Annotated in this window: 12 protein-coding genes; 8 read left to right on the forward strand and 4 right to left on the reverse strand. The window is 72.0% G+C overall.

Annotated features, from left to right (window positions below):
* From ACW0Q9_RS24130 to pstB, 6 genes are all read left to right on the forward strand, one after another.
* The coding region (locus tag ACW0Q9_RS24130; protein WP_456184974.1) for a polysaccharide deacetylase family protein at nucleotides 1-641 on the forward strand (641 nt) is incomplete at its 5' end.
* Between the two features lie 66 nt (nucleotides 642-707).
* Nucleotides 708-1,634: a mycothiol synthase gene (gene mshD, locus ACW0Q9_RS24135; RefSeq protein WP_456184976.1), complete on the forward strand. Its 927-nt coding sequence runs from the start codon at nucleotides 708-710 to the stop codon at nucleotides 1,632-1,634.
* Nucleotides 1,635-1,923: 289 nt separating this feature from the next.
* Nucleotides 1,924-3,027, forward strand: a complete 1,104-nt coding sequence (pstS, locus tag ACW0Q9_RS24140) for a phosphate ABC transporter substrate-binding protein PstS (protein WP_456184978.1) — start codon at nucleotides 1,924-1,926, stop codon at nucleotides 3,025-3,027.
* 44 nt (nucleotides 3,028-3,071) lie between these two features.
* Nucleotides 3,072-4,157 carry a phosphate ABC transporter permease subunit PstC gene (gene pstC / locus ACW0Q9_RS24145; protein WP_456184980.1) on the forward strand — a complete coding sequence of 362 codons (1,086 nt, stop codon included), beginning with the start codon at nucleotides 3,072-3,074 and terminating at the stop codon, nucleotides 4,155-4,157.
* A 58-nt stretch (nucleotides 4,158-4,215) separates the two neighbouring features.
* The gene (gene pstA, locus ACW0Q9_RS24150) at nucleotides 4,216-5,304 is read left to right on the forward strand and encodes a phosphate ABC transporter permease PstA (RefSeq protein WP_456184982.1); all 1,089 of its coding nucleotides are present in this window, start codon (nucleotides 4,216-4,218) and stop codon (nucleotides 5,302-5,304) included.
* Nucleotides 5,305-5,324: 20 nt separating this feature from the next.
* On the forward strand, nucleotides 5,325-6,101 hold the full coding sequence (pstB, locus tag ACW0Q9_RS24155; protein ID WP_091317434.1) for a phosphate ABC transporter ATP-binding protein PstB: 777 nt from the start codon (nucleotides 5,325-5,327) through the stop codon (nucleotides 6,099-6,101).
* Between the two features lie 110 nt (nucleotides 6,102-6,211).
* Here pstB and ACW0Q9_RS24160 read toward each other — a convergent pair whose 3' ends face one another.
* Nucleotides 6,212-7,039 (reverse strand): NUDIX hydrolase, encoded by an 828-nt coding sequence (locus ACW0Q9_RS24160; RefSeq protein ID WP_456184984.1) that lies wholly within the window; start codon nucleotides 7,037-7,039, stop codon nucleotides 6,212-6,214.
* A gap of 96 nt (nucleotides 7,040-7,135) precedes the next feature.
* Between ACW0Q9_RS24160 and ACW0Q9_RS24165 the strand changes: the two genes are divergently transcribed.
* Together ACW0Q9_RS24165 and ACW0Q9_RS24170 are read left to right on the forward strand one after the other, a co-directional pair.
* Nucleotides 7,136-7,723 (forward strand): DinB family protein, encoded by a 588-nt coding sequence (locus tag ACW0Q9_RS24165; protein WP_456184986.1) that lies wholly within the window; start codon nucleotides 7,136-7,138, stop codon nucleotides 7,721-7,723.
* A gap of 61 nt (nucleotides 7,724-7,784) precedes the next feature.
* Nucleotides 7,785-8,753, forward strand: coding sequence for a Gfo/Idh/MocA family protein (locus tag ACW0Q9_RS24170; RefSeq protein ID WP_456184988.1), 969 nt, complete (start codon nucleotides 7,785-7,787; stop codon nucleotides 8,751-8,753).
* Between the two features lie 42 nt (nucleotides 8,754-8,795).
* Here the strand turns inward: ACW0Q9_RS24170 and ACW0Q9_RS24175 are convergent, their stop codons facing one another.
* From ACW0Q9_RS24175 to ACW0Q9_RS24185, 3 genes are all read right to left on the reverse strand, one after another.
* Nucleotides 8,796-9,800, reverse strand: coding sequence for an anion permease (locus ACW0Q9_RS24175; RefSeq protein WP_456184990.1), 1,005 nt, complete (start codon nucleotides 9,798-9,800; stop codon nucleotides 8,796-8,798).
* Nucleotides 9,801-9,804: 4 nt separating this feature from the next.
* Nucleotides 9,805-10,431 (reverse strand): DUF47 domain-containing protein, encoded by a 627-nt coding sequence (locus tag ACW0Q9_RS24180; protein WP_091267422.1) that lies wholly within the window; start codon nucleotides 10,429-10,431, stop codon nucleotides 9,805-9,807.
* Nucleotides 10,432-10,551: 120 nt separating this feature from the next.
* Nucleotides 10,552-11,498: PPK2 family polyphosphate kinase (locus ACW0Q9_RS24185; protein WP_456184993.1), on the reverse strand; the 947-nt coding region annotated here is incomplete at its 5' end.

Consider the following 11,498-nt stretch of genomic DNA (forward strand, 5'->3'; position numbering starts at 1 on the left):
GCGGGCCCGGCCAGTCCCACGGGACCGACGGCAGCGAGGGCCCGTACGGCGCGCTGGTCTCCACCGGCTCGGCCCGGATCGCGCTGACCTTCGACGACGGGCCCGACCCGCAGTGGACCCCGCAGGTGCTCGCCCTGCTGAAGGAGTACGGCGTGAAGGCCACCTTCTGCGTGGTCGGCGAGAACGTGGAGACCCACCCGGACCTGGTCCGGTCGATCGCGGCGGACGGGCACACCCTCTGCAACCACTCCTGGAACCACGACATCACCCTCGGCCGGCGCTCCCCCGACGCGATCCGGGACGACCTGCTCCGCACCAACGACGCGATCCGGGCGGCGGCGCCCGGGGCGCGGATCGCGTACTTCCGGCAGCCGGGCGGCGCCTGGACGTACCCGGTGGTGTCGGTCAGCGAGGAGCTGGGCATGACGCCGCTGCACTGGGCGGTGGACCCGACGGACTGGCAGGCGCCCGGCGCCTGGCGGATCACCGAGACGGTCATGGCGCAGACCGCGCCGGGCTCGATCGTGCTCCTGCACGACGCGGGCGGCGACCGCTCCGGCACGGTCGAGGCGTTGCAGGCGTTGCTCCCCCAGCTGCTGAGCCGGTTCCAGCTGGAGGCGCTGCCCACCGGCACCACGTGACCACCGCCACCGTCCGGTGCCCGCGTCCGGCATGATCGGCGGCTCGCCGGCCGCTACGGTGGCGGGATGAGCAGCACCGCGCCGACCGCCGACCGTGTCGCCCGCGCCGACCGGCTGGCGCCGGTCGAGGTCGCCGAGGTGCTGGCGCTGGCCCGCGCCGCCGGCGACGCGGACGGCGCGGACCCGCTCGACGAGCACGTGCTGCTCCGGCTGCGCGACCCGCAGGCGCCCGCCGTGCACCTCACCGCCCGGGCCGCCGACAACACCCTGACCGGGTACGCCCACCTCGACACCACCGACCCGGCGGACGGGATCGGCGTGGAGCTGGTGGTGCATCCGGCGCACCGGCGGCGCGGCACCGGCCGGGCCCTCGCCCGGGGCGTGCTGGCCGCCGCCGCCGGACCGCTGCGGGCCTGGGCACACGGTGACCACCCGTCGGCCGCCGCACTCGCGGTCGACCTGGGCTTCACGCGCGCCCGGGTGCTCTGGCAGCTGCGTCGCCCGCTGGCCGCCGCGCTGCCCGAGCCCGCCCTGCCCGAGGGCGTGCGGCTGCGCGCGTTCCGCCCCGGCGAGGACGACGACGCCTGGCTGGCGGTCAACAGCGCCGCCTTCGCCCAGCACCCCGAGCAGGGCCGGTGGACCCAGGCGGACCTGCGGCTACGCCTCACCGAGCCGTGGTTCGACCCGGCCGGCTTCCTGCTCGCGGAGGACACGGCCACCGGCCGGCTGCTCGGCTTCCACTGGACCAAGGTGCACGAGCGCCCCGGCTCGGCCCGGATCGGCGAGGTCTACGTGCTCGGCGTGGACCCGTCCGCGCACCGCGGCGGGCTCGGCCGGGCTCTCACCACCGCCGGCCTGGCCTACCTGCGGGACCGGCGCGGGCTGGACCGCGTGATGCTCTACGTGGACGAGTCCAACACCGGCGCGGTGGCGCTCTACGAGCGGCTGGGCTTCGCCCGCTGGTCGGCGCACGTCAACTACCAGCTCGGCTGACGCCTCCTCTTCGCCCGCACATCGGTCACGGCCGGGTCACGCGATGGACTCGGCCGGGTAACGGGTGCCCGGAAAAATCGTACTATTAGCGATAGTGGCCCGCGAGTTCACGAAATGGACAACGGACCCTCAGGCTACGGCCACCCGGTCGGCCGTGCCTGTTCATCTTCCGTTCACTTCCGACCGGCGAACCGTCTACCTGGCACTTCTACCTTTCGTGTCAGCCGGTCAGCGCCGGCACCCGGGAGACCGGGCGACCTGACCAAAGACGTGAAGGGAAACCCCTCAGGTGAAGCTCCAGCGGCACGGCGCCATCGCCTGCCTCGCTCTTACCGCGGTGCTCGGTCTCAGCGCCTGCGGCTCGGACAACAACGAGTCGACCGGCACCTCCGCCTCCGGCTCCGCCGCCGCGGCCGACTGCGGCAAGGGCACGCTGAACGCGCAGGGCTCCTCCGCGCAGAAGAACGCCATGTCCGAGTGGATCAAGGCGTACCAGCAGAAGTGCGCCGGCACCACGATCAACTACGAGCCCACCGGCTCGGGCGCCGGCATCCAGGCCTTCATCGCCGGCACCGCCGACTTCGCCGGCTCCGACTCCGCGCTCAAGCCGGAGGAGCAGCCGCAGGCGGACGCCAAGTGCAGCGGCGGCCAGGCGCTCAACCTGCCGATGGTCATCGGCCCGGTAGCGATCGTCTACAACGTCAGCGGCGTGGACAACCTCCAGCTCACCCCGGCCACCCTGGCGAAGGTCTTCGCCGGCAAGGTGACCAAGTGGGACGACCCGGCCATCAAGGCCGACAACCCGGACGCGAAGCTGCCGTCCACCGCGATCCAGGCGGTGCACCGCTCCGACGAGTCGGGCACCACCGACAACTTCACCAAGTACCTGTCCAAGACCGCCGAGTCCGACTGGACCTTCGGCAACGCCAAGGCCTGGAAGGCCCCCGGCGGCGTCGGCGCGGCCAAGTCCGACGGTGTGGCCAGCAAGGTGAAGAGCACCGACGGCACCATCAGCTACGTCGAGTGGTCGTACGCCGAGAACGGTGGCCTGAAGAAGGCCAAGGTCAAGAACGGCGCCGGTGAGTTCACCGAGCTGACCGCCGAGTCGGCCGGCAAGACCATCGCCGGGGCCAAGATCGAGGGCCAGGGCAACGACCTCAAGATGTCGATCGACTACAAGACCACGGAGGCCGGGGCGTACCCGATCGTCCTGGTGACCTACGAGATCGTCTGCAGCAAGGGCCTCGCGGCCGACAAGCTGCCGCTGGTCAAGGGCCTGCTGAGCCACGCCGCCAGCGCCGAGGGCCAGCAGGACCTGGTCGAGCTGGGCTACGCCCCGCTGCCCGACTCGGTCCGCGCCAAGGTCGAGACCGCCGTCAAGAGCCTCTCCTGACCCGCTGACCGACACACCTCCACTACCCCGAAGCGAGCGAGCAGATGGGTGACACCCCTCACCGCTCGGCGCACGCCGGCACCGGCGGGACCCGCGTGGCAACGAGCCACGACCGGCCCGCCGGTGCCTCGGCGCGTGTGGCCGAGCCCTCCGGCATCCCTGGCATGCCCGACAACGGTCTGGGTGGCGGCGGCGGGCTGCCCCGGGCCCGGGCCTTCGGCGCGGAACGGGCGTTCCGTGGCCTGACCCTGGCCGCCGGCACGACCGTCCTGGTGGTCATCGCCGCCATCGCGATCTTCCTGATCGCCAAGGCCGTGCCGGCCCTGCGGGACAACACCGAGTCCTTCTGGACCTTCGAGGGCTGGTTCCCGAACGACGACCCGCCGAAGTTCGGCATCGGCGCGCTCGCCTTCGGCACCGTGCTCACCGCGCTGCTCGCCCTGCTCATGGCGGTGCCGGTGGCGCTGGGCATCGCCCTCTACCTGTCGCACTACGCCCCGCGCCGGCTGGGCAACGCCCTCGGCTTCCTGATCGACCTGCTGGCCGCCGTGCCCAGCGTGGTCTTCGGGCTCTGGGGCCGGGACTACTTCGCCCAGCCGGTCGCCGACCTGTCGGCCTGGCTGCACACGTACTTCGGCTGGATCCCGATCTTCGGCGACGGCCCGTACGGCAACTCGATCCTGCTCGGTTCGGTGGTGCTGGCCATCATGGTGCTGCCGATCGTCACCTCGCTCTCCCGCGAGGTGTTCCGGCAGACCCCGACCGCCAACGAGGAGGCCGCCCTCGCACTGGGCGCCACCCGTTGGGAGATGGTCCGCACCGCCGTCCTGCCCTACGGCCGGCCGGGCGTGATCGCCGCGGTGATGCTGGGCCTGGGCCGGGCGCTCGGCGAGACCATCGCCCTGGCGCTGACCCTCGGCTCCACCTACGCGATCTCGTTCAACATCCTCCAGAGCGGCGGCAACTCGATCGCCGCGAACATCGCGAACCGGTTCGCCGAGGCGAACGACACCGGCCGGGGCGCGCTGATCGCCTCCGGCCTGGTGCTCTTCGCGATCACGCTGATCGTCAACATCACCGCGCGGGCGATCATCTACCGCCGCCGCGAGTTCACGGAGTCTGCGGCGTGAGCGCGAGGAGTGAGCCGGGGTTGCGAGCCCCGCAGTCGCGAACTGAAGGAAGCCCAGCATGACCACCACCGTCACCTCCCACCGCCCGCAGCCGCCGGCCCAGCCGGTCACGCTGCGGGCCCGGCGACTCCCGGCGTACGCCGCGCCCGTCATCGCCGTCGGGGCCCTGCTGGCCGCGGCGGGCGTCGTGTACGGCGCCGGCATCGGCGGCCCGGTCCTGGTCGTGGTCGTCGGCGCGCTGCTCTACCTGGCCGGCCTCTACGCCGCCGCGAACGCGGTGGAGGGCCGCCGGGCCGCCCGCAACCGCACCTGGAGCGCGCTCATCCACTCCGCCTTCGTGCTGGCGGTGCTGCCGCTGGCCTCGGTGGTCTGGACGCTGGTCAGCAAGGGCTCCGAGCGGCTGGACGGTAACTTCTTCGGCACCTCGATGAACAACATCGGGGCCCGGGACGCCAACGGCGGCGCCTACCACGCCATCGTGGGCACCCTGGAGCAGGTCGGCATCGCCACGCTGATCACCGTCCCGCTCGGCGTGCTCTGCGCGATCTACGTGGTCGAGTACGGCCGGGGCCGGTTCGCCTTCACGATCCGCTTCTTCGTGGACGTGATGACCGGCATCCCGTCGATCGTGACCGGCCTGTTCGTGCTGGCCTTCTGGGTGCTCGTCGTCTCGCCGTGGTTCAACGACGGCCGGCCGGGCTTCTCCGGCTTCGCCGCCGCGCTGGCGCTGAGCGTGCTGATGCTGCCGACCGTGGTCCGCTCCACCGAGGAGATGCTCCGCCTCGTGCCGGCCCCGCTGCGCGAGGGCGCGTACGCCCTCGGCGTGCCGAAGTGGAAGACCATCCTGCGGGTCGTGCTGCCGACCGCGCTGCCCGGCATCGTCACCGGCATCATGCTCGCCGTCGCGCGGGCGGCCGGCGAGACCGCGCCGGTGCTGCTCGTGGCCGGCGGCGGCGCCGCGATCAACTTCAACCCGTTCGAGAACAACCAGTCGTCGCTGGCTCTCTTCGTCTACCAGCAGGCCGGCGAGGCCTCGAAGTACTCGCCGGCGCGGGCGTGGACCGCGGCGCTGACCCTGGTCGCCCTCGTCCTCATCCTGACCGTCGCGGCGAAGTTGCTGGCCCGCCGCAACCGGCTCGGCCGATGAACCCCGGAGGTACCACCACCATGGCCAAGCGCATCGAAGCCACCGACGTCACCGCCTACTACGGCGGGTTCAAGGCGATCGAGAACATCAGCCTGACCGTCGAGCCGAAGACCGTCACCGCCCTGATCGGGCCGTCCGGCTGCGGCAAGTCCACCTTCCTGCGGTCGATCAACCGGATGCACGAGGTGCTCCCGGGGGCCCGGGTCGAGGGCAGCCTGACCATCGACAACCAGGACATCTACGACCGGGACGTGGACGTCACCGCGGTCCGCCGGATGATCGGCATGGTCTTCCAGCGGCCGAACCCGTTCCCCACCATGAGCATCTTCGAGAACGTGGTGGCCGGCCTGCGGCTCAACGGGGTGCGGCGCAAGTCGATCCTGGAGGAGGCGGCCGAGAAGGCGCTCCGCTCGGCGAACCTCTGGGACGAGGTGAAGGACCGGCTCGGCAAGCCGGGCGCCGGCCTCTCCGGCGGTCAGCAGCAGCGGCTCTGCATCGCCCGGACCATCGCGGTCGAGCCGCAGGTGGTGCTCATGGACGAGCCCTGCTCGGCGCTGGACCCGATCTCCACGCTGGCCATCGAGGACCTGATGTTCCAGCTCAAGGACAAGTTCACCATCATCATCGTCACCCACAACATGCAGCAGGCCGCCCGGGTGTCGGACCGGACCGCCTTCTTCTCCATCGAGAAGACCGGCGACCCGGGCCGGCTGATCGAGTACGACAACACCCAGAAGATCTTCAGCAACCCGAGCCAGAAGAAGACCGAGGACTACATCACCGGCCGCTTCGGCTGAGCCGCTGCCGTCCCGGTCCGCGAGGGCCCCTGTCGATCCCGACCGGGGCCCTCGGCGTGTCCGCGTACCGGCCAACGGCGGCCTGTGCCGCCAACGCGGCGAGGTGGAGTTCAGGTGAGGCGGAAGCGGGGCCCGTCGGCGTCGGACAGGTCGAGGTGCGGGGTGACCGGGGTGCCGGGGTCGCGTTCCGCCGCCGCGCGGGCCACGCCGGCCAGGTCGCCGGCGGCGGCGACCTCGCCGAGGGTGACCAGGGTGGGCGGCAGCATGGTCAGCTCGCCCGCCTCCGCCCGGGCCAGGGCGTCCGCCGGGCGCAGCCACACCGTGTGGTCGGCCTCGCCGGAGACGTCCCGGGTCCGCTGCCCCTCGGGCAGCAGGGCGACGAAGAAGTACGTGTCGAAGCGGCGCGGTTCGAACTCCGGGGTGATCCACCGGCTCCACGGCAGCAGCAGGTCGGACCGGAGCGTGAGGCCCCGCGCGGCCAGCAGGTCGGCGAAGCCGGCCCGCCGGGCCACCAGGTCCTGCCGGGCCGCCTCCCAGTCGTCCCCGCTCACGTCGCCCACCACGGTCCCGGTGTCCGGGCCGGCCAGCAGCACGCCCGCCTCCTCGAAGACCTCCCGGGCGGCGGCGCAGACCACCGCCTGCGCGGCGGCCGGGTCGAGGCGGAGCCGCTCACCCCAGCCGGCCGGCGTCGGGCCGGCCCAGTCCAGGTGGGCCTGCGAGTCGGAGCGGTCCACGCCGCCGCCGGGGAAGGCGTACATGCCGCCGAAGGCCATGGCGGCCACCCGGCGGATCAGGTACACCTCGAAGTCGCCGCCGGCCGGGCGGAGCAGCAGCACGGTGGCGGCGACCCGGGGCACGGCCGGCACGCCGCCCTCGGCACGGAACCGGCGGGCGTGCTCCACCAGGGCGGGGGGCGCGGCGAAGCCGTCGATCGTCATGCCCCGAGCCTAGTTCCCGACGAGATCATGCGTCCGGCGGCGGGACGCCGGCTCCGGGGCTGCGCTCGTTGACGCCGCATGGCACAGTCCTGGCCCATGATCGATGAGTTCGCGAAGGAGTACCTGCACAGCGACCTGCGTCAGATCCGCGAAACGATGCTGTGGAAGCTCGACGGCTTGTCCGAGTACGACGTACGCCGCCCCCTCACCCCCACGGGGACCAACCTTCTCGGCCTGGTCAAGCACCTGTCGATCATGGAGGCCAGGTACTTCGGCGAGGTCTTCGACCGGCCGTCCCCCGAGCCCCTGCCCCGCTGGGACGCCGACGACGACGGCACCGACATGTGGGCGAGCGAGCACGAGACGCGCACGGAGATCATCGACCGCTACCGGCGGGTGTGGGAGCACTCGGACGCGACGATCGGCGCCCTCGCCATCGACTCGCCCGGCCAGGTGCCCTGGTGGCCGCGCCCGGACGTGAAGCTGTTCAACATCCTGGTGCACGTGCTCACCGAGACCAGCCGGCACGGCGGACACGCCGACATCCTGCGCGAACAACTCGACGGCTCCACCGGATTCTCCGCCGAGTACGCGCACCTGGAACCCGACAGGGCGACCTGGGCGGCCCGGCGCGCGACGATCGAGCGCGCCGCCAGAGCAGCTGTCGCCGACGCACCGCACTGAGCTTTTCCCGACGCGTGGATCTTCGTCCCGGCCGCGCGACGGTCCGGGATAGCGTGCCGGCATGACGCGTTGGGGAATCCTGGCCACCGGACACATCGCCGCCCGTTTCGCCGAGGACCTGCGGCTGGCGCCGGGGGCCGAGCTGGTGGCGGTCGGCTCGCGCACCCGGGAGAGCGCCGAACTGTTCGCCCAGCGGCACGGCGTGCCCCGGGCGTACGCCTCCTGGGCGGACCTGGCCGCGGACCCGGACGTGGACGTCATCTACGTCGCCACCCCGCACGCCGCGCACCACGAGGCGGCCCTCGCCTGCCTGGCCGGCGACAAGGCCGTGCTGGTGGAGAAGCCCTGCACGCTCGACCTGGCCACCACCACGGAGCTGGTCGAGACGGCCCGCGCCCGCGGTCTCTTCCTCATGGAGGCCATGTGGATGCGGACGAACCCGCTGGTCCTGCGGGTGCTGGAGCTGATCCGGGACGGCGCGATCGGCGAGGTGACCCACGTCCGGGCTGACTTCGGGGCGGCCGGCCCGTTCCCGCCGGAGCACCGGATGCGGGCCCGGACGCTGGGCGGCGGCGCCCTGCTCGACCTCGGTGTCTACCCGCTGAGCCTGGCCCACCTGCTGCTCGGCGTGCCCGAGCACGTGCAGGCCTGGGCGAAGCTGGGCCCGGAGAAGGTCGACGAGAACACCGGCATGGTCCTGGGCTGGGATTCCGGGGCGGTGGCGACGCTGAGCTGCGGGATGGTCGGGGCCACCGCGATCACCGCCGCGATCACCGGCACCACCGGGCGGATCGACCTGCCGGAGCCGTTCTACCGGCCGGGCGCCGCGGTGCTGCACCGGGCCGGCGCGGAGCCGGAGACCATCCCGGCCGACCTGACCGGCGGCGGCTACCAGTACGAGGCGATCGAGGTGCAGCGCTGCCTGGCCGCCGGGCTGACCGAGAGCCCGCTGGTGCCGCACTCCGCCACCCTTGAGGTGATGGGCCTGCTCGACGACATCCGGGGCCGGATCGGCGTCGACTACGCGTGAGGGGTCCCCCGCCACGGCGGGGGACCCCTCGACGTCAGGTGCTCAGAAGAGCGGGCGGACCAGCAGGTACGCCAGGCAGGCGATGGCCGCGGCGGCCGGGAACGTGATGATCCAGGCGATCACGATGTTGCCGGCCACGTTCCAGCGGACCGCGGAGAGCCGCTTGGTCGCGCCGACACCCATGATCGCCGAGGTGATCGTGTGGGTGGTGGAGATCGGGGCCTTCAGCACCAGGGCGTTGAAGTAGAGCACCGCGCTGGCGACCGTCTCGGCCGCGAAGCCCTCCGCCGGGCCCAGGTCGATGATCTTCCGGCCCAGGGTCCGGATGATGCGCCAGCCGCCCGCGTAGGTGCCGGCCGCCAGCATGGCCGCCGAGGTCCAGAAGACCCAGCCGGGGATGTGGGTCTTGGACTCCTGGAAACCGCCGGTGTAGAGGGCCAGCACGATGATGCCCATGGTCTTGGCGGCGTCCTGCATGCCGTGACCCACGGACATGGCGGCGGCGGACAGGGTCTGCGCCACCCGGAAGCCCCGGTTGAGCTTGCCGGGCTGGCCCTTCCGGAACAGCCACAGGATGCCCAGCATCACCACGAAGCCGAGCAGCAGGCCGACCACCGGCGAGAGGACCATCGGGATGAGGACCTTCTCGACGATGTTGCCCCACTGCACGACGCCGTCGGCGGCGAAGAGGGTCGCCCCGACCAGGCCGCCGAAGAGGGCGTGCGAGGAGGACGACGGCAGGCCGAAGTACCAGGTGATCAGGTTCCAGGCGATCGCGCCGAGCACGCCGGCGAAGACCACCCCCAGGCTGGCCACCCCGGTGGGCAGGGTGACCAGGCCGTCGCCGACCGTCTTGGCCACCCCGGCGCCGAAGTGCGCGCCGACGAAGTTGCCGACGGCGGCCAGCGCGAGGGCGACCCGGGGTGTCAGCGCCCGGGTGGACACGCTGGTGGCGATCGCGTTCGCCGCGTCATGGAAGCCGTTCGTGTAGTCGAACGCCATGGCGACCACGATCACCGCCAGCACGGCGATGAGTTCGGGGGTCACGGGATCAGGACTCCTTGACCGCGATGGTCTCGACGGTGTTGGCGACGTGCTCGAAGGCGTCGCAGGCGGCCTCCAGCTCGTCGGCCACCTCCTTCATCTTCAGCACCGTGAGCGCGTCGTACTCACCGCTGAAGAGGCGGACCAGCAGCATCCGGTACGCCTGGTCACCGTCGTTCTCGAGGCGGTTGCACTCGATCCAGTAGTCCTCGAGATCCTTCATCGACTTCAGCCGGGGCATCGCCTCGGCGGTGAGCTTGGCCTGCTGGTCGAGGACGTTCACCAGCTCGTGCATCTCGCGCGGCAGCGACGGCAGCTTGGTCAGACCGTAGAGGTAGAGCAGGTTGCCGACCGCCTCCAGGTGGTCCATCACGTCGTCGAGCAGCGAGCCCAGACGGTAGATGTCCTCCCGGTCGAACGGGGTGATGAAGGTGGAGTTGATCTTCTTGTAGAGCTCGTGGGTGATCTGGTCGCTGTCGTGCTCGACCTCGGTGAGCCGCTCGCTCACCGACTGGACCTCGACGCCCGGCAGGGCCAGCTCGTTGAGCAGCTCGGTCCCCTTCACCAGGTTCTGCGCGGCCCTGGTGAAGAGCTCGTAGAAGGCGCCCTCGGTGGGACGGAAGGAAAACTTCACAGCACGGACCTCGTCGTGTCGGTGGAAGGGTGGCCGTCGCCCCGGAGGGCGTCTGCTCTGCGCATGCTAGGTACCCGGTGGAACCGGGCAATCGCCGGCCCACCCCTGGTCAGGCCCGATTCACCGCTCGTTCACCTGCCGTTCACCTTGCCCCGCCCCGCCCTCGCTCCGCAGCCGGTCCCGCTCCCGCGCGAGGTCGAAATCGGCAGGCGGATACCCCAGATCCAACCCGTCGAACGTCTCCCGGAGCAGGTGCGCCACCGCCCAGTCGCGGTACCACTTCCGGTCCGCCGGCACCACGAACCAGGGCGCGTCGTCCGGGCCGCACCGCTCGATCGCCTCCGCGTACGCCGCCTGGTAGTCGTCCCAACGTGCCCGGGTGTCCAGGTCGCTCGGGTTGTACTTCCAGTGCTTCGTCGGATCGGTGAGCCGCTCCATCAGCCGCTCGCCCTGCTCGGCGTGCGAGATGTGCAGCATGACCTTCACCACGGTGACCGCGTTGCCGGCCAGTTCCCGCTCGAAGTCGTTGATCAGGTCGTAGCGGCCCCGCCAGGTGTCCTCGTTCACCAGGCCCTCGACCCGGGCGATCAGCACGTCCTCGTAGTGCGAGCGGTTGAAGACGCCCACGTAGCCGGGGGGCGGGAGGGCCCGGCGGATCCGCCAGAGGAAGTCGTGCCGCCGCTCCTCCTCGGTCGGCGGGCCGAAGGAGCGGATGTGCAGGCCCAGCGGGTTCATGGCGCCGGCCACCCGCTTGACCGTGCCGTCCTTGCCGCCGCAGTCCATGGCCTGGAGCACCAGCAGCACCCGGCGCGGCCGGTCCCCGGCCAGGTGGGCGCCGGCCTGGGTGGGGGCGCTGGTCGCGCTTCCCGGGCCGGCGGCGCCCTTCGCGGACGCGTACAGCATCTCCTGCTGCCGGCCGAGCTCCCCGCCGATCAGGTCGACCTGCCCGCGCGCCCACTCCTTGCGCCCCTTGCCGCGCCCCGCCGCCGCGGGCAGCCCCGGGGTCGACCGGGGATCCACCGCCGCCAGGTCCAGCGCGCCGGGGCCGGCCCGGAGCAGTTCCCGCA

Source organism: Micromonospora sp. I033, assembly GCF_053890995.1.

Coding starts and splice junctions, on each gene's coding strand:
- ACW0Q9_RS24165 (WP_456184986.1), top strand. CDS start 7,136: ATGATCGATGAGTTCGCGAAGGAGTACCTGCACAGCGACCTGCGTCAG.
- mshD (WP_456184976.1), top strand. CDS start 708: ATGAGCAGCACCGCGCCGACCGCCGACCGTGTCGCCCGCGCCGACCGG.
- pstB (WP_091317434.1), top strand. CDS start 5,325: ATGGCCAAGCGCATCGAAGCCACCGACGTCACCGCCTACTACGGCGGG.
- ACW0Q9_RS24170 (WP_456184988.1), top strand. CDS start 7,785: ATGACGCGTTGGGGAATCCTGGCCACCGGACACATCGCCGCCCGTTTC.
- pstC (WP_456184980.1), top strand. CDS start 3,072: ATGGGTGACACCCCTCACCGCTCGGCGCACGCCGGCACCGGCGGGACC.
- ACW0Q9_RS24160 (WP_456184984.1), bottom strand. CDS start 7,039: ATGACGATCGACGGCTTCGCCGCGCCCCCCGCCCTGGTGGAGCACGCC.
- pstA (WP_456184982.1), top strand. CDS start 4,216: ATGACCACCACCGTCACCTCCCACCGCCCGCAGCCGCCGGCCCAGCCG.